The organism is Pelomicrobium sp. P1 (assembly GCF_052805615.1).
Genome location: NZ_JBRBEM010000011.1, coordinates 1 through 18,856, shown reverse-complemented (window position 1 = coordinate 18,856; position 18,856 = coordinate 1). Strand labels below are relative to the sequence as shown.

The following is an 18,856-nucleotide window of genomic DNA, read 5'->3' as shown; positions in this document are numbered from 1 at the left end:
GAACGACGGCGCGGATTTCGGCGCGCTTTTCCGGGGCGTTCCGGGCTATGCGGCCCGTTTCCACATGCCGGTGGAAACGTAGCGCTCCCCGGTGTCGTTGAGCAGGGTGACCAGGGTGCGGAAACGGCCGGTGGCGGCGAGCTGCAGCGCCCCGTGCACGTAGGCGCCCGAGGAGGGGCCGACGAACAGGCCTTCCCGGGCGAGCCGGCGGCACAGCGCCACCGCCTCGTCCAGAGTGACGGGGATGCGCTGGTCAATCAAGGCTTCGTCCAGGATGGCGGGCACAATGTCGCCCGGGTGGCCGAGGGGCTTCAACCCCTCGACTCCCGGGAAGGTCTCGGGAATGACCGCCGCCACGTGGGCGTCGGGGCGCGCTTCCTTGAGCCGACGCCCGACGCCAGTAACGGTGCCCCCGGTGCCCACCCCGGCGACGAAGGCGTCCGGAGGGCCCAGCCCTTGCTGGGCCAACTGGTCCAGGATCTCCCGGCCGGTGGTCTCGTAATGGGCGCGCCAGTTCTCCGGGTTGGAATACTGGTCGCAGTACCAGTAGCGGTCGGGATAGGTCTCGGCCAGCCGTTTCGCCTCCCGTAAGGCGAAGTCGTAGCCCTCCAGGGGATCGGTAAGGATCAGTTCGGCGCCGTGGGCGGCGATGCGGGCGAGGCGCTCTTCGCTGGCGTTGCCCGGCACCACTAGGGTGATCGGGATGCCCAGGGCCGCCCCCAGCATGGCGTAGGAGATGCCGGCGTTGCCCGAGGAGGAGTCCAGCAGCCGACGCCCTCCGGCGAAGCGCCCGTCGGCCGCGGCTTGCATCAGCATGCGGGCTACCGGCCGGTCCTTGATGGAACCGCCCGGGTTCACGCTCTCCAGCTTGGCGAACAGCCGCACCCCCGCCTCCCGGGCGAGCTGGATCTCCACCAGGGGAGTCCCCCCAATGCGAGCGATGAGGGGATGGGAGGCGAGGGCTTCCGGCCGTGCCGGCTTCATGGCGTGGCGCTGGCACAGAAACGCTCGTAGTCGATGTAGCCGGGGAACTGGGCCCCGTCGCCGCAGTAGCGGCAACTGGGGTCCCGCTCCAGGGCCAGCTCGTCGAAGCGCCCGCACAGGGCATCGTAGTAGAGGAGCCGCCCCACCAGGGGATCGCCGATGCCCAGGATCAGCTTGATGGCTTCGGTGGCCTGGAGCAGCCCGATGATCCCGGGCAACACCCCCAGCACGCCAGCCTCGGCGCAGGAGGGGGCGAGCTCCGCCGGTGGGGGCTCGGGATAGAGGCAGCGGTAGCAGGGCCCGCGGCGCTTCGGATACTGGGGCCAGAACACCGTAGCCTGGCCTTCGAAGCGGAATACCGATCCGTGCACGTTAGGAATCCCGAGTTTCACGCAGGCGTCGTTCACTAGGTAGCGGGTGGGAAAGTTGTCCGAGCCGTCCACCACCAGGTCGTAGCCGGAGAAGATCTCCTCCACGTTGCGGCTGGAGAGGTGGGTCTCGTAACCCACCACCTTCACCGCCGGGTTCAAGGCGTTAAGGGTCTTCTTGGCGGAAGCGACCTTGGAGGTGCCCACCCGGTCGTCGGTATGGAGCACCTGGCGCTGCAGGTTGCTCCGATCCACCACGTCGTGGTCCACGATCCCCAGGGTGCCCACGCCGGCGGCCGCCAGGTACAGGGCCGCGGGACTGCCCAAGCCGCCGGCGCCGATCAGCAGGACCTTCGACTGCGTGAGCTTGAACTGGCCCGCCTCCCCCACCTCCGGCATGAGGAGATGGCGCGAGTAGCGCTCGCGATCGGCGGGCTCGAAGCGGGGCGGCACTTCCACGGGCAGTCCTTCGTTCTTCCAGCGGGTGAAGCCCCCCGCCATGGAATAGACGTGCTTGTACCCGAGCCGCTTCAGCTCTTCCGCGGCGAAGAGGGAGCGCACCCCGCCCGCGCACAGGGTGACGATGGGACGCTCGTAGTCCGGCACCGCATCCTCGATCTTGAGCTCCAGGTAGCCCCGCCCGAGCCGGTGCGCCCCCGGGGGGCTGCCTTGGGCGATCTCCTCTGCTTCCCGCACGTCCACCAGGGCCGCGCCCTTGGCCTGCAGGGCCAGGGCCTCGGTGGGCGTCACCTCGGGAATGGTGCGCTTGAGCTCCGCCAGTCTCAGGTCCCGCGCTTTCATGACGATCTCTTGAAGAGCAAATCCCACTCGCCGCGCCGCGACGTACGTCCACCCCCCGCCACCGCCGGAACGATGGAGATCACGTCTCCGTCGGCCACAGGAGTCGCCAGGCCGCTCAGGCTGCGCACGTTGCGCCCGGCGACGAAAACGTTCACGAACTGCCGCAGTTCCCCGTCGGGCCCCAGCACCCGCGGCAACAATCCCTCGTGGCGGCGGCCGAGGGCCTGGAGCGCCTCCCCCACCGTGGCTGCGGAAACCTCCACCTCCTCGGCGCCGCCGGTGTGAGGGCGAAGCGGCATGGGAATGCGGATTTTGACCGTGGTCATGGGGTCACCGTCTCCTCTTCGAACGCGCCGTCCTCGAGCCGCCAGGAGCGCAAATCCGTGACGCCATTCGGACCCACGGAGGCGATCAGGTACGACCACCCCTCCCAGGCGTGGGCCCGGTCGGTGGCGGAGGGCCGGGCCGGATGGTCCGGATGGGAATGCCAGATGCCCACGATGGAAAGCCCCCGCTCCCGGGCGGACTCGTCGGCCCTTAGGTAATCCTGGGGATCCAGCAGGTAGCGGTCCCGGGCCCGCTCCTGGTTCAGGTTACAGGCCGGGAAGACTTCCACCACTTCGGTGACGCCATCGCGGCTGCGGCCGATGAGGACGCCGCAGGTTTCCTGGGGATAGCCCTTTTCCACCCAGGCTCGCAAGCGCTCTTGCTCGGCTGCGGGCAAATGGAGCGTTGCCATCGAGCTTCCTCCGTTGGCCGATCGGCCCGCCGGCGGGCGGGTGCAGAAGCGCCTATCCAGCGGGCTGATCGCAGACCTGCACTATCCCGTTCTCCACCCGCACCGGGAAGGTGGCGACGCCCTCGTACGCCGGGGGGGCCAGCACCTCTCCGGTCTTGATGGAAAAGCGGGCTCCGTGGCGCGGGCACACGATCACGTCGCCCTCGATGTCGCCGCTCGCGAGATCCCCGCCGTCGTGGGTACAGAGATCCTCGATGGCGTAGAACTCCCCGTCCAGGTTGATCACCGCCACCGGCCGCCCGTCCAGATCCACGGTGCGGCAGGCGCCCGGAGGGATCTCCTCCACGGGAGCGACGTCGTACCACTCGGCCATGTCGGATGAATGAATCAGTCGTCGAAAGCGAGGCACCGGGCCTTCGGCTCTCCGGTTCTCACAACATCCCCAGTTGCAGCTTCGCCGCCTCGGACATGCGCTCCATGGTCCAGGGCGGCTCCCAGGTGAGTTCCACCTTCACGTCCTTCACCCCTTCGACGGCGCTCACCCGGTCCCGGACCACGTCCGGAAAGGTCTGGGCCACGGGGCAGCCGGGGGCCGTGAGGGTCATGGTGATCGCCACCTCTCCCTCGGGCGTCACCTCCAAGCCGTACACCAGTCCCAAGTCGTAGATGTTGACCGGGATCTCGGGATCGTAGATCTCCCGCAGCGCCGCGATCACCTGGCCCTCCAGCCCTTCCTGGGGGATCGCCTCGTCCTGCCTTTGCGCCACGTCTTCCCAATGGGTGCTCATGGGCGTCTTTTCACTCCGTGGATACCGGCGTCTTCTGGTCGCTCAAGGCGGCGTGGAGGGTATGCCAGGCCAAAGTCGCGCACTTCACCCGGGCCGGGAATTCCCGCACGCCCGCGAGCACTTCTAGCTTGCCCAGGTCGGCGTGGCTGCCTTCGTCCGAGTCGGTCACCATGGCATGGAACGCGTGGAACAGCCGCTCCGCCTCCTCCAGGGTCTTTCCCTTGAGCGCCTCGGTCATGAGGGACGCGGAGGCGGTGGAGATGGCGCAGCCCGACCCCTGGAAGCTCACGTCGCCGATCGTGTCGCCCTCCAGCTTCAGGTACACGGTCACTTTGTCCCCGCACATGGGGTTGTAGCCGTCGGCATGGCGATGGGCGTCCTCCATCTTCCGGAAATTGCGCGGGTTCCGGTTGTGGTCGAAGATGACTTCCTGGTACAGCTCCCGCAGGTCCGCCACGATTCAGCCTCGTCGTCGCTAAGGGTCCGAAACAGGCCTCAGCCGAAGACTTCCTGCACCTTGCGCAAGCCCGCCACCAGGGCATCCACGTCCTCCCGGGTGTTGTACAGGGCGAAGGACGCGCGGGCGGTGGCCGGCACCCCATAACGGTCCATCACCGGCATGGCGCAGTGGTGCCCGGCGCGGATCGCCACCCCCTGGTGGTCCAGGATGGTGCCGATGTCGTGGGGATGCACCCCGTCCATCACGAAGGACAGGATCCCGGCCTTTTGCCGGGCGGTGCCCACCAGGCGCAGGCCCTTGATCCCGGCGACCGCTTCGGTCGCGTACTCGAGCAGGGCGTGCTCGTGGGCGGCGATCGCCTCCATGCCGATGCCCGCCACGTAATCCAAGGCCGCCCCCAGGCCGATGGCGCCGGCGATGTGGGGCGTGCCCGCCTCGAACTTGTAGGGCAGGTCGTTGTAGAGGGTCTTCTCGAAGGTGACCACCTTGATCATGTCGCCCCCGCCCTGGTACGGCGGCATGGCCGCGAGCAGCGCTTCCTTGCCGTAGAGGGCGCCGATCCCGGTAGGGCCGTAGATCTTGTGGCCGGAGAGGGCGTAGAAGTCGCAGTCCAGGGCCTGCACGTCCACCGGGACGTGGGGAGCCGCCTGGGCCCCGTCCAGCAGCACCTTGGCCCCCACGGCGTGGGCCCGCTCCACGATGCGCCCGACCGGGTTGATGGTGCCCAGGGCGTTGGACACGTGCACCGCCGCCACGATCTTGGTGCGCTCGGAAAGGAGCCGCTCGAACTCCTCGAACACCATCTCGCCGGCGTCGTTGATGGGCGCCACCTTGAGCACGGCGCCGGTCTGCTGGCACGCCATCTGCCACGGCACGATGTTGGAGTGGTGCTCCATGGCGGTGATGAGCACTTCGTCGCCGGGCTTGAGAACGGCGCGCCCGTAGCTCTGGGCCACCAGGTTCACGCCCTCGGTGCAGCCGCGCACGAACACGATCTCCCGTGCCGAGCGGGCGTTGAGGAACCGGGCGACCTTCTCCCGGGCCCCCTCGTAGGCATCGGTGGCCTTCTGGGACAGGGCGTGCACGCCGCGGTGCACATTGGCGTTGTACTCCTCGTAGTAGCGCCGCTCGGCCTCGATCACCGCCGCCGGCTTCTGGCTGGTGGCGGCGTTGTCCAGATAGACCAGGGGCTTGCCGTAGACCTGCTGCTTGAGGACGGGAAAATCCTCCCGCCAGCGATATGCCGGGGCCACGTGCCGGACCAGAGCTTCCTTCGTCGCGCTCATACCAGTTCCCTGATGGCTTCACCCTCGGGCAGGCGCCCGATCACGAATTCCTCCAGCCGCACCCGCAGAGGTTTCAGGCCGATGCGGTTGATGACGTCGTTGGCAAACGCGTAGGTAAGAAGATTCCTTGCCGCCACATCCCCAATGCCGCGGGAACGCAGATAAAACAGCATATCCTCGTCGAGCTGCCCCACGGTGGCGCCGTGGGCGCACTTCACGTCGTCGGCGTAGATCTCCAATTGGGGCTTGGTGTCCACTTCGGCGTCCTGGGAAAGGAGCAGGTTGTTGTTGGTCTGCTCCGCGTCGGTCTTCTGGGCGCCCGGATGCACCACCACCCGTCCGCTGAACACGCCCCGGCCGGCCCCGTCCAGCACGCCCCGGTAGTACTCCCGGCTGGTGCCGCGGGGTTTGGCGTGATCGATGCGGGTGTGATGATCCACGTGCTGGCGCCCGCCCACCAGGTAGAGTCCGTTCAGGGTCGTTTCGCACCCCTCGTCGTCGAGCGCCACGGCGATGTCGGTGCGGGCGAGCTGGGCCCCCAGCGCCATGGAATGGGAGACGAAACGGCTGTCCCGGCGCTGCTCGGCATGAATGCCCGCCAGGTGGACGGTCTTCACGTCCTCCTGCTGCAGCTTCACGTGCTCCACCGCCGCGCCGGGGCCCACCGAGATCTGGGTGAGGGTGTTGGTGAACGCCACCGCCCCGGGCACGCCCGCGTAGTGCTCGATCACCAGGGCCTGGGCTCCCTCCTCGGCCAGGACCAGGTGGCGCAGGTGGGCCGCCCGCCCGCCGCCGCTCGCGAGGATCAGCAGGTGCAGGGGCCGGGGAAGCTTCACCCCGGGCTGCAAATGAACGACCGCCCCGTCCCGGGCGAAGGCGGTGTTCATCGCGGCGAAGGCGCCGCCCGGCGCCTCGGCCCCGAAATACGGCGCGAGTAGCGCCGACCCCTGCTCCAGAAGCCCGCCCAGCCCCGCCACCGTGGCGCCCTCCGGCAACTTCCCCAGCCGGGAAAGCTGCGGCACGAAACAGCCGTCCACGAACACGAGCAGGTCCGCGTCCAGGTGGGCGAAGCGGTGGATCGCCAGGGTACTCTCGAGCCCGCTGGACGGTGCGCTCCCCGCGGCCGGCGGGAAATGCCGCCGCTCCAGGGGCGCGACGCTGGTGTACTTCCAGTCCTCGTCCCGGAGCGTCGGAAAGCCCAGGGCCCGGAAACGCTCCAGGGCCCGCTCCCGCGCCTTGCGCACCCAGGGCACCCCGTGCCCCGGAAGCAGGTCGGCCACGGCCGCGTAGTCGTCGGCGTAGCGGGCCGCGGCGTTCGCCTTGAGATCGTCCACCTTCACGTCCGCGCCTCCTTGCCTTTGCCCCCGTGGGCCGCCATCCAGGCGTAGCCGTGTCTCTCCAGCTCCAGCGCCAGCTCCCGCCCGCCCGAGCGGATGATGCGGCCCTGGGCCAGCACGTGCACGAAATCCGGCACGATGTAGTTGAGCAGCCGCTGGTAATGGGTCACCAGCACCATGGCGCGCTCGGGGCCGCGAAGCGAATTGACCCCTTCCGCCACCACCTTGAGAGCGTCGATGTCCAGGCCCGAGTCGGTCTCGTCCAGGATCGCGAGCTTGGGCTCCAGCACCGCCATCTGCAGGATCTCGTTGCGCTTCTTCTCGCCGCCGGAGAAGCCCTCGTTCACCGAGCGGTAGAGGAACTCCTCCGGAATCTGCACCAGCTTCATCCGGTCCTTCACCAGCTTCAGGAAGTCCATGGCGTCCAGCTCGGGCTCGCCCCGGGCCTTGCGCACCGCGTTGACCGCCGCCTTGAGCAGGTAGACGTTGGAGACGCCGGGGATTTCCACCGGGTACTGGAACGCCAGGAAAATGCCCGCCCGGGCCCGCTCCTCGGGCGGCAATTCGAGCAGGTTCCGGCCCATGTAGAGCACTTCGCCCTCGGTCACCTGGTAGCCTTCCCGGCCGGCGATCACGTTGGCGAGGGTGCTCTTGCCCGAGCCGTTGGGCCCCATGATGGCGTGCACCTCCCCCGCGTTCACCTTGAGGGAGAGCCCCTTGAGGATCGGCTTGCCCTCCACCGTTACGTGCAGATTCCTGATTTCCAGCATCGTCATGTCCTTTCGAGATCCTCGATCCTCAGCCCACGCTTCCTTCCAGGCTCACCCCCAGGAGCTTCTGCGCCTCCACCGCGAACTCCATGGGCAGCTCCTTGAACACTTCCTTGCAGAAACCGTTGACGATCATGGAGACCGCGTCCTCGGCGGAAATGCCCCGCTGCATGCAGTAGAAGAGCTGGTCCTCGCCGATGCGGGATGTAGTGGCCTCGTGCTCCACCCGCGCCGTCGGATTCTTGACCTCGATGTAGGGGAAGGTGTGGGCCGCGCACTTGTCCCCCATCAGCAAGGAATCGCACTGGGTGTAGTTGCGGGCGTTGTCGGCGCCCTTGAGCACCTTCACCAGGCCCCGGTAGGCGTTGCGGCCGTGGCCGGCCGAGATCCCCTTGGAGACGATGGTGGAGCGGGTGTTCCTGCCGACGTGGATCATCTTGGTGCCGGTGTCGGCCTGCTGGTAATTGTTGGTGAGCGCCACCGAGTAGAACTCGCCCACCGAGTTGTCCCCCTTCAGGATGCAGCTCGGGTACTTCCAGGTGATGGCCGAACCGGTCTCCACCTGGGTCCAGGAGATGTGGCTGTTCGCCCCGCGGCACTCGCCCCGCTTGGTCACGAAGTTGTAGATGCCCCCCTTGCCTTCCTTGTCCCCCGGGTACCAGTTCTGCACCGTGGAATACTTGATCTTGGCGTTGTCCAGCGCGATCAGCTCCACCACCGCGGCGTGGAGCTGGTTCTCGTCCCGCATGGGCGCCGTACAGCCCTCCAGGTAGGAGACGTAGGAACCCTCGTCGGCGATGATCAGGGTGCGCTCGAACTGGCCGGTGGACTTGGCGTTGATGCGGAAATAGGTGGACAGCTCCATTGGGCACTTGACCCCCTTGGGCACGTAGACGAAGGAGCCGTCGGAGAACACCGCCGAGTTGAGGGCGGCGAAGAAGTTGTCGGTGTAGGGCACCACGCTGCCGAGGTACTTCCTCACCAGTTCGGGGTGTTCCCGAACCGCCTCGGAGAACGAACAGAAAATGATCCCCATGGCCGCCAGCTTGTCCTTGAAGGTGGTGGCGACGGAGACGCTGTCGAACACCGCGTCCACCGCCACGCCCGCCAGGATCTCCTGCTCCTTCAGGGGAATGCCCAGCTTTTCGTAGGTGCGCAGCAACTCCGGATCCACCTCGTCCAGGCTCTTCGGCCGCTCCTTCTTGGTCTTGGGCGCGGCGTAGTAGTAGATGTCCTGGTAGTCGATCTTGGGGTAGCGCACGCTCGCCCACCCGGGCTCCCGCATGGTGAGCCAGTGGCGGTAGGCCTTGAGGCGCCACTCCAGCATGAACTCGGGCTCCTCCTTCTTCGCCGAGATCAGGCGGACGATGTCCTCGTTCAGCCCCTTCGGGACGAAATCCGTCTCGATGGGGGTCTCGAAGCCGTGCTGGTATTCCCGGCGAATCAGCTCGTCCAGTTGCTGTGCGGCCGTCGACATGGAAGAGTCTCCTCTGGCAATCCGTTCAAGCGTTGACCCGGACCCGGCGGTGGGCGAGCAACTGGTCGGCGTTGATCACCGCCAGGGTGGGCTGGGCCATGTCCGCCAGGGTCACCCCCGTGAGCGCCTGACGCACTGCGGCGTTGATTTTCATCCAGTTCACCCGCACCGAGCAGGAGGTCTCCTGCTCGCACGACCCCGGGGCGCTCGAGCACTCCGTGAGTCCGATGGGCCCCTCGATGGCGTCGATGATCTCCATGAGGGTAATGGCCTCCGGCGCCCGGGCCAGGCTGTAGCCTCCCCGCATGCCCCGGTGGGATACCAAGATGGCCTCCCGGGCCAGGATCTTCAGGATCTTGCTCACCGTGGGGAGCGAGATCTGGGTGGCAGCGGCGATTTCGGCGGCGTTGTGCACGCCCGCCGGGTGGCGCGCCAGGTAGGTCATCACCAACGTGCCGTAATCGGCCAGTTTGCTCATGCGGATCATGGAGATTCCCGCTCCCCTGGGATTTAGGACTATTTTAGTCCTGTATCGTTTCCCGGTTCAACAAAAATTTCTCATATTGCTTCGCAGCAAGCTTATAATCCCTTTAGAAATCATGGATATAACCAACGGCCGGCGAAACCGTCCGAGAGCGATTCTAACGCCGTGAAACAAAGAAGCTTTCTGGCCCTGGGGCCCCAGGGCTTCCACCGTCTCGCCTACACGGAATGGGGCGATCCCCGCAACCTTCACGTGGTGATCTGCACCCATGGTCTCACCCGCAACAGCCGGGACTTCGATACCCTGGCCCGGGCCTTGGCCGGGGACTACCGGGTGATCTGCCTGGACGTGGCCGGCCGAGGCAAGAGCGAGTGGCTGGCCGAGCCGGCCCATTACGGCTACCCCCTTTATGTCTCGGACGCGGCGGCGCTGGTGGCCCGGGTGACCGGACCCCGTCCCTCCCTCTGGTGGCGCTTTTTCGCCTTCCTGACCGGGCGGGACCCCCAACCCAAGGTGGACTGGGTGGGCACCTCCATGGGCGGTCTCATCGGCATGATGCTGGCCGCTCGGAAAAATTCCCCCATTCGCCGGCTGGTGTTGAACGACGTGGGGCCGGTCATTCCCCGGGAGGCCCTGAACCGGATCGGCCGCTATGTGGGCAAGGACCCCCGGTTCGATAGCCTGGAGGCCTTCGAGGCCTATTTGCGGGAAATCCACGCCCCCTTCGGGCCCCTTTCGGACGCCCAGTGGCGCCATCTCGCCCTTCACAGCCACCGGCGTACGGAAGACGGGCGCTACGCGCCCAACTACGACCCGGCCATCGGCGAGGCTTTCCGCCGGCCCTTTCTCCAGGACCTGGAGTTCTGGGACGTGTGGGACGCGGTCCGCTGCCCCGTGCTGGTCTTGCGGGGCGCGGATTCGGATCTCCTGACCCTGGATACGGTGCGGCGGATGCAGGAGCGGGGCCCCGGCGCCCGTTACGTGGAATTTCCGGGGGTCGGCCATGCCCCGGCCCTCATGAGCGAAGACCAGATCCGGCCCATCCGGGACTTCTTGCGGGCAAAAGCGCCTTGAGGCGCCGTATCGACGATCCGGGTCTACGACACTATCTGTGGGAAATTCGACTCCGGGACGTCATCGCGGCCTGGTTCGGGCACTCCCGACTTGCCGCCAATCGTTTGTTCAGTAAGCGCTTTCATCGCGATGCCGCGACGCGCAACACCTGGCACAGTGCTTGCAGCGCTCCGAACGCGGGGGCCGTTCGCGACGGCTCTGGGCACGACACCGAGAACGGGACGACCAATGTTGAAGCTCATCCACACCGCCGAGCAGTCCGCCGGACCTTCAGGGAAAGGCCCGGCAGCGGGCATGGACCTCCAGGGCTTGCTCGATCGCCTGGACCAGATGGTGTACCGCTACCGCACCGATGGGGAAGGGGCCATGGAGTTCGTGGGCGGCGGCTGCCTCGTGGTCACGGGATTCCCCGCCGACGACCCGGTGTTTCGCTCCCGCGCGGCCTTCGAGGAATTGATCCTGCCCCAGCACCGGCGGCGCGTGCGCCGGGCGATCGAGGAGGCCCTGGCGGCCTGCCAGCGCTTCGAAGTGGAATACCGCCTGATCGACGCCTTCGGCCAGGCGCGCTGGGTGCTGGAGCGGGGCATCGGCATCATCGATGCCAACGAGCGCTGCGTCGCCGTCGAGGGCACGGTGACCGACATCACCGCCCGCAAGCATTGGGAGCGCTCCCTCAGGAAGTCCGAAGAGCGCTTCCGCGGCACGGTGGAACACGCGGCCGAAGGGATTTTTCAATGCACGCCCGAGGGCGCCTGGCTCTACGCCAATCCTGCCGCGGCCTCCCTCTTCGGCTACGGATCCCCCCGGGAGCTCATGGCCTCCGTCTCCAACATCGCGCTGCAACTGTACGCAGAGCCCGCCCGCTTCGCCGAGTTCCAGCGGCGGCTGCGGGAGGAAGGAACGGTCATCGACTTCGAGGTGGAGATCAACCGCAGCGACGGGGAAAGCCTGTGGGTGCTCCAGAGCGGGCGCGCGGTGTACGGAAAACGGGGCGAAATCGCCTATTTCGACGTCTTCGTTCGGGATGTAACCGAGCGCAAGCAGCACCTGGAAGCGATCCAGCACCAGGCCACCCACGATCCCCTCACCGGGCTACCGAACCGCAACGACCTCTACCGGCGCCTGCAGCAGGCCATGTCGGAAGGCGCCCGCAGCGGCTCGCCCCTGGGGCTCGCCCTGCTGCATCTGGACGGGTTCCAGGAGATCAACCGGCGCCTCGGCTACTTGATGGGGGATCAGGTGCTGCGGGCCGTGGCTCAGCGCCTGGGCGTCTCGGTGCGGGAAAAGGACGCCGTGGTACGCATCGGCGGCGGACAGTTCGCCTTGCTCCTGCCCGGCGAGCCCGACGGGGGCGCCATCATCGATCAGGTGAACCGAGTGGTGCAGGTGGTCTCCCAGCCCCTCCTCCTCGGGGGCGAGGAGCTGTGCCTCACCTTGAGCGTGGGCTTGAGCCTGTTCCCCGAGCACGGGGGCAGCCCCGAGAAGCTCTTCATCCGGGCCGAGGAAGCCATGAACGCCGCCCGGGACGCGGGCGGCAATACCCTGCGCCTGTATCGTCCCACCGAGTCCACGGTGAGCGACACAGCAAGCGGCACCTGGTCCAAGGCTCCCAGTGCGGCGGGGCCCCTGGACCCCCTCAAGCGCCTGTACGCCCGCCTGCGCCCCCAGTCCCGGCCTTGACGCGACCCCGGGCCGGGCGGAAGATGGTACGAATCGCGCCGCCCTTTCACCGCTTTCTTTCCTCTCATCCCATGCTCATCTTCGAGCTGATCGCCGAGCAGCGCATCCAGGAAGCGATCGAGGCCGGAGAATTCGACAACCTGCCGGGGGCCGGCAAGCCCCTCGCCCTGGACGACGACTGCATGGTGCCCGAGGCGCTGCGCGTCGCGTTGCGGGTGCTCAAGAACGCGGGCTACGTGCCGCCGGAAGTGGAGCAGCTCAAGGAGCTGCGGGAGCTCACGCGCTACATCGAAGCCGCGCCAGAGGGAGAGGAGCGGCGCCGGGCGATCGCCAAGCTCAACCTGCTGTCCCTTCGCCTCTCCCTGTCCCGGGGCCTGGGGGGAAGCTTGCGCATCGACTCCCAATACTACGAGAAGGTCATCCATCGCCTGGCGGGCCATCACGGGAAGTGATGGGGCGTCGCGGTCCGCGAGGTGTCGGCGCGGTAAAAGCGTCAGAGCATCTCGATATAATAAAATTTCATCGCATCGCACCCTTTTCCGAGCATGCTGTTTCTCGAGCTCAATCACGGCAAGTGCAAGACCTATCTGTTAGGCTGCGACGAGACCCGCCGGGCCGCCCTTATCGATCCGTTGCGCGAGCGGATCGAGCGCTACCTGGGGGTGCTGGCCTATCACGGCTACCGGCTCGAGTACGTAATCGACACCCACACCCACGCCGACCACCGCACCGGCCTCTTCGAGCTGGGGGAGCTCACCGGCGCGAAGCGGGTGATGCACCGCCAAGCCCCCGCCCCCCACGTGGACCTGCACGTGGACGAGGGCGACGCGCTGCGAGTGGGAAATCTGACGCTCAAGGTGTTGCACACTCCGGGCCATACCCCCGACAGCATGAGCCTGTACGCGGAAGACCGGGTGTTCACGGGGGACACCCTCCTCATCCGCGGCACCGGCCGAGCGGACTTCGCCGGCGGCGACCCGGGCCTGCAGTATGACAGCATCGTGGGCAAGCTCTGCTCCCTTCCCGACGAGACCCTGGTCTACCCGGCCCACGACTACCGCGGCAACACCCGCTCCACCGTCGGCGAGGAGAAGCGCCTGAATCCGCGGCTCGCCGGCCGCACCCGAGAGCAGTACGTGGAGCTCATGAACAACCTGGGGCTGCCCCTGCCGGAGAAGATCCAGGAGGTGCTCCAACCCAACCAGACCGCCCTGGACGACGACGTGGTCCACTTCCCCACCATGGCCCAGCTTTCCCAGGTGCGCCAGCTTTCGCCCGAAGAGGTTTACCAGCTCGTTCAAGGCGGCCAGGACGTCCTGCTGCTGGACGTGCGCGAGCCCGAGGAGTACCGGGGCGAGCTGGGCCACGTGTCCGGCAGCCGGTCGATCCCCCTCAAGGAGCTGGCCAACCGCGCCGGGGAGCTGGAGGCTCTCAAGAGCCGACCCGTGGTGGCCATCTGCCGCGCCGGCGTGCGCAGCACCACGGCGGCGGCGATCCTCACGAGCCTGGGGTTCGAGCAGGTATACAACCTCAAGGGCGGCATGCTGGCCTGGAACGACCGCAGGCTGCCGGTGGAGCGTTGAGCTCCCAGCCGCCTCCTGGGGTCGGGACGCGCTCTCAAATCTCGGCGATCAGGCCACGGCGGGATCCTTTTCCGAAACGGGCGAGCCCTTTCGAGTCGCCGTGTTCCATGCCCCGCTCCAGCCCATCCCCTATTCGACCGGGAAGCCGGCCGCCTTCCACTCCGGGAAGCCATTCTGAAGGCGCCGGGCCTTCAAGCCTTTCTGGCGCAGCCGCGCCACCGCCTCGAAAGCCAGCACGCAATAGGGCCCCCGGCAGTAGGCCACGATCTCCCGGTCCCGGGGGAGCTTGGACAGCCGGCCCTCCAGCTCGGCCAGCGGAATGTTGATGGCTCCCGGCAGGTGGCCGGCGGCGTACTCCTCGGGCGGGCGCACGTCCAGCACCGTGACCAGGCCCTTGCGCGCCCGCTCCAGCAGCTCCCGGGCCGGAATGGGCTCCAGGTCGTCCCGGCTGGTGAGGTAGCTGCCCACCAGTTTCTCCACCTCGGCGATACGCCGCTCCGCCACCTGGCGAAGGGTGTGCAGGAGTCCCACCACGTCGTCCCCGGCGATCTCGTAGTAGACGCGTAAGCCCTCCTTGCGCGCCACCACCAGCCCGACCTGCCGCAAAGCCTGCAGGTGCTGGGACGTGTTGGCCACCGACAGGCCGGAGACCTTGGCCAGCTCCTCCACGCTGCGGGGCCCCTGGGCGAGAAACTCCAAGAGCTCCAGCCGGTTGGCACTAGCCAGGGCCCGAGCCACCCGGGCGAATTGGGCGAACAGCTCGTGCTTGGCACCTGGTCTTGACATGACCGGAGAGTCTTCTCTACAATTCAATTGAATACTTGAATACTAACCCATTTTCCCCACGCTCCGAAAGAGAAGCGCCGGGAGCAGGAGGAAGGCTTTTGAACGGTAACGAGTTTTTCGCCGCATGGGAAGTGCCCTTGCGCCTTGCCGCATTCTTCGGCGTGCTGGGCGCCATGGCCTTCTGGGAGCTCAAGGCGCCGCGCCGGGTTCTGGCTCTGCCCCGATGGCAGCGCTGGCCCGGTAACCTGGGGATCGTGGCCCTCGACGCCCTCCTTGTCCGGCTTCTGGTTCCCGTGGCGGGCGCGGGAATGGCGATGCTCGCCGCCGCCCAGGGCTGGGGGCTGTTCAACCAGGTGCCGGTTCCGTTCTGGCTCGCCGCCTTCCTCTCGGTGGTTCTCCTCGACCTGGCCATCTACGTGCAGCACGTGGTCTTCCACGCGGTACCCGCGTTGTGGCGCGTGCACCGCATGCACCACGCGGACCTGGATTTCGACGTGACCACGGGCGCCCGCTTTCATCCCATCGAGATCGCGCTCTCCATGCTGATCAAGCTGGGCGTGATCGTCGCCCTGGGGGCACCCGCTATGGCGGTGGTGTTGTTCGAGATCCTGCTCAACGCCACGTCCATGTTCAACCACGGCAACGTGCGCCTTCCCGCGGCGGTGGACCGGGTGCTGCGATTTTTGATCGTGACGCCGGACATGCACCGCGTCCATCATTCGATCAAGCGCCGCGAGACCGACAGCAACTTCGGCTTCAATCTATCCCTGTGGGACCGGCTGTTCGGCACCTACCGGGCCCAGCCGGAGGGCGGGCACGAGGGGATGACCCTCGGAATCCCCGATTTTCGCGACCCCCGCGACTGCGCGACGTTGCCGGGCATGCTGGCCATCCCCTTCCGCGGCCGCGCCGGGCGCGCGCCCCGTCTCGAGCGCGGCCATGAAGGCCGCTAGCCTGCTGCGCGGCGCCCTTGCGCTCCTGCTCGCCGGCGGCATCGTGGCCGCCGCCGTTCACTCCGGTGGCGCGGATTCCCTCGAGCTGCAGGCGCTGCTCGAGCGGGCGGGTGTGGCCGCCCCCCTTGTCTTCATTGCCATCTATGCGGCGGGGGCGGTGCTCTTTCTGCCCGGCTCGGTCTTCACCATCGCCGCAGGCGCCCTGTTCGGGCCGGTGGCGGGCGCGTTCTATAGTCTCGCGGGCGCAACCCTCGGCGCGACGCTGGCCTTCCTCTGCGCCCGTTACGTGGCCGGCGAGTGGGTGCGGCGGCGCGCGGCCGGCCGCCTGCAGGCGTTGCTCCAGGGGGTCGAAGCGGAGGGCTGGCGGTTCGTCGCGTTCGTCCGGCTGGTGCCGCTCTTTCCGTTCAATGGACTGAACTACGCGCTGGGCCTCACCCGCATCCCGCTGGCGCAATACGTCGCGGCCTCCTATGTCGCCATGCTGCCGGGGGCGGCGGCATATGCTTATCTGGGTTATGCCGGTCGGGAGGCGTTGACGGGAAGCGAAACCCTGATTCAGAACGGGCTCATCGCCCTGGCGCTCCTGGCGGCGGTGGCGTTCCTTCCGCGCCTGGTGCAGCGCTTGCGCCGTCGCGGGATGGATACCATGGCGGAGATCATCGACGCGCCGACGCTCAAGCGGCGGCTTGAAGGTGGCGAGCCGCAGGCGATCCTGGACGTGCGAAATCCCGACGAGTATCACGGCGAGCTAGGCCACATTCGCGGCGCGCTCAATATTCCGGTGGCCGCCCTGCCGGACTCGCTGCCCCAGCTGGGGCCGTTCAAAGACAAGTCCCTCGTCGTCGTGTGCCGGACCGACAAGCGCTCGGCCAAGGCAGCGGAGCTGCTGCGGGGGAAAGGGTTCCGCCGCGTCCTGGTGCTCCGGGGCGGCATGGAGCAGTGGAACCGGGAAGGTTTTCCGGTCACCCGCTCGACTCCTTCCAACCCGAAAGGAAACCTTCATGGGCAGAACCCTCATCATCCTTAACGATCCACCCTACGGCACGGAGCGCAGCTACAACGGCCTGCGCCTGGCCATTTCTCTCCTCAAGACCGAGGGCGAAGCGGTCCGCGTTTTCCTGATCGGCGACGGGGCCGCCTGCGCCAAGAACGGCCAGAAGGTGCCCCAGGGCTACTACAACATCGCCGACATGCTGGGCATGGTCGCCCGCCGCGGCGGGCAGATCGGCGTATGCGGCACCTGCCTGGACGCCCGGGGCATCGCCGACGCCGAGCTGGTGGAGGGCGCCCAGCGCAGCACCATGGCCGAGCTGACCGCCTGGACCCGGTGGGCGGACAAGGTGGTCCCGTTCTGAGGCCGACCCGAGCGGGCGGCCCGTAACGACCAACGTAAGGGCGCTCAGGGCGCGCTTTCGAGCTTGGGCCGCGGGATGGCGGGCGCCTGCCCGCGCTTGTAGACCATGAGGGTGCGCTTGAACGTGATCACCACCACCCCGTCCTGGTTGTAGCCCGTGGTCCTGATGGTCACGATGCCCACGTTGGGGCGCGACCTGGATTCCCTCTTCTCCAGCACCTCCGACTGGGAGTAGAGGGTGTCGCCCTCGAACACGGGGTGCGGCAGCCGGATCTCGTCCCAGCCCAGGTTGGCGAACACGTTCTGGGACACGTCGATCACGCTCTGGCCGGTGACCAGCGCCACCGTGAAGGTGGAATCCACCAGCGGCCGCCCGAACTCTGTCTGGGCCGAGTAGTGGGCGTCGAAGTGAATCGGAGCCGTGTTCTGGGTGAGGAGCGTAAACCAGATGTTGTCGGTGCGGGTGATGGTGCGCCCGAGGGGATGGGGGTACACGTCGCCCACCTCGAAGTCCTCGTAGAACCGCCCGCGCCAGCCTTCCTTCAGCGCCATCGCTGTCTTCCCCCGTTCAATAGGACCTGGGGAGCCCCAGCACGTGCTCGGCCACGTAGGCCAGGATCAAGTTGGTGGAAATCGGCGCCACCTGGTACAGGCGCGTCTCCCGGAACTTGCGCTCCACGTCGTACTCGGCGGCGAAGCCGAACCCGCCGTGGGTCTGGAGCGCCACGTTGGCCGCCTCCCACGACGCGTCGGCCGCCAGGAGCTTGGCCATGTTGGCCTCCGCCCCGCACGGCTCGCCCCGGTCGAACAGCTCGGCGGCGCGAAAGCGCATGAGGTTCGCCGCCTCCACGTTCACGTAGGCGCGGGCGATGGGAAACTGGACCCCCTGGTTCTGGCCGATGGGCCGGTCGAACACCACCCGCTCCCGGGCGTAGCCGGCCGCCTTCTCGATGAACCAGTAGCCGTCGCCGACGCATTCCGCCGCGACCAGGATGCGCTCCGCGTTCATGCCGTCCAGGATGTAGCGGAAGCCCTGGCCCTCCTCCCCGATCAGGTTCTCCGCCGGGATTTCCAGGTCGTCGAAAAACACTTCGAAGGTTTCGTGGTTCACCATGTTGCGGATCGGGCGCACGCTCGCCTGCTTCCCCAAGACTCCCCGCAGGTCCACCAGGAACACCGACAGGCCTTCCCCTTTTCGCTTGACCTCGGAGAGGGGCGTGGTGCGGGCGAGCAGCAGCATCAGGTCCGAGTGCAGCACTCGGGAGGTCCACACCTTCTGGCCGTTCACCACGTAGCGGTCGCCTTTTTTCACCGCCGTGGTCTTGAGCCGGGTGGTATCGGAGCCGGTGGTGGGCTCGGTGACGGCGAAGGACTGGAGCCTCAAGCGCCCGGCGGCGATCTCCGGAAGATATTTCCGCTTCTGGGCTTCGGAGCCGTGCCGCAAGAGCGTCCCCATGATGTACATCTGGGCGTGGCACGCCCCCGAGTTGGCGCCGGAGCGGTTGATCTCCTCCAGGATGACGGAGGCTTCCGTCACGCCCAGCCCCGCGCCGCCGTATTCTTCCGGAATCAGGGCCGAAAGCCAGCCCGCCTCGGTCAGCGCCCGGACGAATTCCTCGGGATAGGCCCGCTCTTCGTCCAGCCCGCGCCAGTACTCGGGAGGAAACGTCCGGCACAGGGCGCGGACCGCGCTGCGCAGCTCGGGGTGGGAGGCGGCTCCTCGAAACTCCATCACGGGAAGGCGGGCTGTCACGGTGAAAAAACGCCCCGCTATCTTTGCGGCAACGGCGCAGGGTGTCAACGCCGTGTATGAGTCCACCACCTTTGGCACTCGGGTTGGTGTTGGAGGAGGAATGATAGAGGAGTGCGCTGGCCGAGGCGATGGTGGGGGCGCTGGGTGTTGTAGAAGAGGAGCCAGTCGGCCAGTTTCTG

Annotated in this window: 23 protein-coding genes; 7 read left to right on the top strand and 16 right to left on the bottom strand. The window is 67.3% G+C overall.

Going from position 1 to position 18,856, the window contains the following annotated elements; genetic code table 11:
• Nucleotides 1-45 precede the first annotated feature (45 nt).
• From ACUVYZ_RS11585 to ACUVYZ_RS11530, 12 genes are read right to left on the bottom strand one after another with little or no spacing between them, the layout of a single operon-like run.
• Nucleotides 46-984 (bottom strand): PLP-dependent cysteine synthase family protein, encoded by a 939-nt coding sequence (locus ACUVYZ_RS11585; protein ID WP_439934615.1) that lies wholly within the window; start codon nt 982-984, stop codon nt 46-48.
• Nucleotides 981-2,153, bottom strand: a complete 1,173-nt coding sequence (gene moeB, locus ACUVYZ_RS11580; protein ID WP_439934614.1) for a molybdopterin-synthase adenylyltransferase MoeB — start codon at nt 2,151-2,153, stop codon at nt 981-983. Before moeB ends, ACUVYZ_RS11585 begins: the two co-directional genes overlap by 4 nt.
• Nucleotides 2,150-2,479: a ubiquitin-like small modifier protein 1 gene (locus ACUVYZ_RS11575; RefSeq protein WP_439934613.1), complete on the bottom strand. Its 330-nt coding sequence runs from the start codon at nt 2,477-2,479 to the stop codon at nt 2,150-2,152. The genes moeB and ACUVYZ_RS11575 overlap by 4 nt, the downstream gene beginning before the upstream one ends.
• A complete protein-coding gene (locus ACUVYZ_RS11570) occupies nt 2,476-2,892 on the bottom strand; it encodes a Mov34/MPN/PAD-1 family protein (protein ID WP_439934612.1) in 417 nt (138 codons plus the stop codon). The genes ACUVYZ_RS11575 and ACUVYZ_RS11570 overlap by 4 nt, the downstream gene beginning before the upstream one ends.
• Before the next feature lie 52 nt (nt 2,893-2,944).
• Entirely contained in the window at nt 2,945-3,265 is a 321-nt protein-coding gene (locus ACUVYZ_RS11565; RefSeq protein WP_439934611.1) for a Rieske (2Fe-2S) protein, read from the bottom strand.
• 58 nt (nt 3,266-3,323) lie between these two features.
• A complete protein-coding gene (locus ACUVYZ_RS11560; RefSeq protein WP_439934610.1) occupies nt 3,324-3,680 on the bottom strand; it encodes an SUF system Fe-S cluster assembly protein in 357 nt (118 codons plus the stop codon).
• Between the two features lie 10 nt (nt 3,681-3,690).
• Nucleotides 3,691-4,140 carry a Fe-S cluster assembly sulfur transfer protein SufU gene (gene sufU, locus ACUVYZ_RS11555; RefSeq protein WP_439934720.1) on the bottom strand — a complete coding sequence of 150 codons (450 nt, stop codon included), beginning with the start codon at nt 4,138-4,140 and terminating at the stop codon, nt 3,691-3,693.
• A gap of 35 nt (nt 4,141-4,175) precedes the next feature.
• Nucleotides 4,176-5,426 carry a cysteine desulfurase gene (locus ACUVYZ_RS11550; protein ID WP_439934609.1) on the bottom strand — a complete coding sequence of 417 codons (1,251 nt, stop codon included), beginning with the start codon at nt 5,424-5,426 and terminating at the stop codon, nt 4,176-4,178.
• On the bottom strand, nt 5,423-6,766 hold the full coding sequence (gene sufD, locus ACUVYZ_RS11545) for a Fe-S cluster assembly protein SufD (protein WP_439934608.1): 1,344 nt from the start codon (nt 6,764-6,766) through the stop codon (nt 5,423-5,425). Before sufD ends, ACUVYZ_RS11550 begins: the two co-directional genes overlap by 4 nt.
• On the bottom strand, nt 6,763-7,533 hold the full coding sequence (gene sufC, locus ACUVYZ_RS11540) for a Fe-S cluster assembly ATPase SufC (protein WP_439934719.1): 771 nt from the start codon (nt 7,531-7,533) through the stop codon (nt 6,763-6,765). Before sufC ends, sufD begins: the two co-directional genes overlap by 4 nt.
• Before the next feature lie 28 nt (nt 7,534-7,561).
• Nucleotides 7,562-9,010: a Fe-S cluster assembly protein SufB gene (gene sufB, locus ACUVYZ_RS11535; protein ID WP_439934607.1), complete on the bottom strand. Its 1,449-nt coding sequence runs from the start codon at nt 9,008-9,010 to the stop codon at nt 7,562-7,564.
• 25 nt (nt 9,011-9,035) lie between these two features.
• Complete coding sequence (locus ACUVYZ_RS11530) at nt 9,036-9,497, bottom strand: SUF system Fe-S cluster assembly regulator (RefSeq protein WP_439934606.1); 462 nt, start codon at nt 9,495-9,497, stop codon at nt 9,036-9,038.
• Nucleotides 9,498-9,659: 162 nt separating this feature from the next.
• Between ACUVYZ_RS11530 and ACUVYZ_RS11525 the strand changes: the two genes are divergently transcribed.
• The 4 genes from ACUVYZ_RS11525 (at nt 9,660) to ACUVYZ_RS11510 (ending at nt 13,831) form a co-directional block, all read left to right on the top strand.
• Nucleotides 9,660-10,568 (top strand): alpha/beta fold hydrolase, encoded by a 909-nt coding sequence (locus ACUVYZ_RS11525; RefSeq protein WP_439934605.1) that lies wholly within the window; start codon nt 9,660-9,662, stop codon nt 10,566-10,568.
• A 228-nt stretch (nt 10,569-10,796) separates the two neighbouring features.
• Nucleotides 10,797-12,248 (top strand): diguanylate cyclase domain-containing protein, encoded by a 1,452-nt coding sequence (locus ACUVYZ_RS11520; RefSeq protein WP_439934604.1) that lies wholly within the window; start codon nt 10,797-10,799, stop codon nt 12,246-12,248.
• A 23-nt stretch (nt 12,249-12,271) separates the two neighbouring features.
• Entirely contained in the window at nt 12,272-12,700 is a 429-nt protein-coding gene (locus tag ACUVYZ_RS11515; protein ID WP_439934603.1) for a DnaJ family domain-containing protein, read from the top strand.
• Nucleotides 12,701-12,793: 93 nt separating this feature from the next.
• A complete protein-coding gene (locus ACUVYZ_RS11510; protein ID WP_439934602.1) occupies nt 12,794-13,831 on the top strand; it encodes an MBL fold metallo-hydrolase in 1,038 nt (345 codons plus the stop codon).
• Between the two features lie 129 nt (nt 13,832-13,960).
• Here the strand turns inward: ACUVYZ_RS11510 and ACUVYZ_RS11505 are convergent, their stop codons facing one another.
• Nucleotides 13,961-14,617, bottom strand: a complete 657-nt coding sequence (locus tag ACUVYZ_RS11505) for an ArsR/SmtB family transcription factor (protein ID WP_439934601.1) — start codon at nt 14,615-14,617, stop codon at nt 13,961-13,963.
• A gap of 98 nt (nt 14,618-14,715) precedes the next feature.
• On the opposite strand from ACUVYZ_RS11505, the gene ACUVYZ_RS11500 reads away from it, so the two are divergent.
• Genes ACUVYZ_RS11500 through ACUVYZ_RS11490 form a run of 3 tightly spaced genes read left to right on the top strand, consistent with a single transcriptional unit; the run spans nt 14,716 to nt 16,925 of the window.
• On the top strand, nt 14,716-15,570 hold the full coding sequence (locus ACUVYZ_RS11500) for a sterol desaturase family protein (RefSeq protein ID WP_439934600.1): 855 nt from the start codon (nt 14,716-14,718) through the stop codon (nt 15,568-15,570).
• Nucleotides 15,557-16,597, top strand: coding sequence for a VTT domain-containing protein (locus tag ACUVYZ_RS11495; protein WP_439934599.1), 1,041 nt, complete (start codon nt 15,557-15,559; stop codon nt 16,595-16,597). Before ACUVYZ_RS11500 ends, ACUVYZ_RS11495 begins: the two co-directional genes overlap by 14 nt.
• On the top strand, nt 16,572-16,925 hold the full coding sequence (locus ACUVYZ_RS11490) for a DsrE/DsrF/TusD sulfur relay family protein (protein WP_439934598.1): 354 nt from the start codon (nt 16,572-16,574) through the stop codon (nt 16,923-16,925). The genes ACUVYZ_RS11495 and ACUVYZ_RS11490 overlap by 26 nt, the downstream gene beginning before the upstream one ends.
• Nucleotides 16,926-16,969: 44 nt before the next feature.
• Here ACUVYZ_RS11490 and ACUVYZ_RS11485 read toward each other — a convergent pair whose 3' ends face one another.
• The 3 genes from ACUVYZ_RS11485 to ACUVYZ_RS11475 form a co-directional block, all read right to left on the bottom strand.
• Complete coding sequence (locus ACUVYZ_RS11485; protein WP_439934597.1) at nt 16,970-17,476, bottom strand: MaoC family dehydratase; 507 nt, start codon at nt 17,474-17,476, stop codon at nt 16,970-16,972.
• A 16-nt stretch (nt 17,477-17,492) separates the two neighbouring features.
• A complete protein-coding gene (locus ACUVYZ_RS11480) occupies nt 17,493-18,656 on the bottom strand; it encodes an acyl-CoA dehydrogenase family protein (RefSeq protein ID WP_439934718.1) in 1,164 nt (387 codons plus the stop codon).
• Nucleotides 18,657-18,721: 65 nt separating this feature from the next.
• Nucleotides 18,722-18,850 (bottom strand): hypothetical protein, encoded by a 129-nt coding sequence (locus ACUVYZ_RS11475; protein WP_446033067.1) that lies wholly within the window; start codon nt 18,848-18,850, stop codon nt 18,722-18,724.
• Between the last annotated feature and the right edge of the window lie 6 nt (nt 18,851-18,856).

Coding starts and splice junctions, on each gene's coding strand:
- ACUVYZ_RS11485 (WP_439934597.1), bottom strand. CDS start 17,476: ATGGCGCTGAAGGAAGGCTGGCGCGGGCGGTTCTACGAGGACTTCGAG.
- sufB (WP_439934607.1), bottom strand. CDS start 9,010: ATGTCGACGGCCGCACAGCAACTGGACGAGCTGATTCGCCGGGAATAC.
- ACUVYZ_RS11560 (WP_439934610.1), bottom strand. CDS start 3,680: ATGAGCACCCATTGGGAAGACGTGGCGCAAAGGCAGGACGAGGCGATC.
- ACUVYZ_RS11505 (WP_439934601.1), bottom strand. CDS start 14,617: ATGTCAAGACCAGGTGCCAAGCACGAGCTGTTCGCCCAATTCGCCCGG.
- moeB (WP_439934614.1), bottom strand. CDS start 2,153: ATGAAAGCGCGGGACCTGAGACTGGCGGAGCTCAAGCGCACCATTCCC.
- ACUVYZ_RS11565 (WP_439934611.1), bottom strand. CDS start 3,265: ATGGCCGAGTGGTACGACGTCGCTCCCGTGGAGGAGATCCCTCCGGGC.
- ACUVYZ_RS11490 (WP_439934598.1), top strand. CDS start 16,572: ATGGGCAGAACCCTCATCATCCTTAACGATCCACCCTACGGCACGGAG.
- ACUVYZ_RS11570 (WP_439934612.1), bottom strand. CDS start 2,892: ATGGCAACGCTCCATTTGCCCGCAGCCGAGCAAGAGCGCTTGCGAGCC.
- sufC (WP_439934719.1), bottom strand. CDS start 7,533: ATGCTGGAAATCAGGAATCTGCACGTAACGGTGGAGGGCAAGCCGATC.
- ACUVYZ_RS11530 (WP_439934606.1), bottom strand. CDS start 9,497: ATGATCCGCATGAGCAAACTGGCCGATTACGGCACGTTGGTGATGACC.
- ACUVYZ_RS11575 (WP_439934613.1), bottom strand. CDS start 2,479: ATGACCACGGTCAAAATCCGCATTCCCATGCCGCTTCGCCCTCACACC.
- ACUVYZ_RS11515 (WP_439934603.1), top strand. CDS start 12,272: ATGGTACGAATCGCGCCGCCCTTTCACCGCTTTCTTTCCTCTCATCCC.
- ACUVYZ_RS11510 (WP_439934602.1), top strand. CDS start 12,794: ATGCTGTTTCTCGAGCTCAATCACGGCAAGTGCAAGACCTATCTGTTA.
- ACUVYZ_RS11495 (WP_439934599.1), top strand. CDS start 15,557: ATGAAGGCCGCTAGCCTGCTGCGCGGCGCCCTTGCGCTCCTGCTCGCC.
- ACUVYZ_RS11550 (WP_439934609.1), bottom strand. CDS start 5,426: ATGAGCGCGACGAAGGAAGCTCTGGTCCGGCACGTGGCCCCGGCATAT.
- ACUVYZ_RS11480 (WP_439934718.1), bottom strand. CDS start 18,656: ATGGAGTTTCGAGGAGCCGCCTCCCACCCCGAGCTGCGCAGCGCGGTC.
- ACUVYZ_RS11520 (WP_439934604.1), top strand. CDS start 10,797: ATGTTGAAGCTCATCCACACCGCCGAGCAGTCCGCCGGACCTTCAGGG.
- ACUVYZ_RS11585 (WP_439934615.1), bottom strand. CDS start 984: ATGAAGCCGGCACGGCCGGAAGCCCTCGCCTCCCATCCCCTCATCGCT.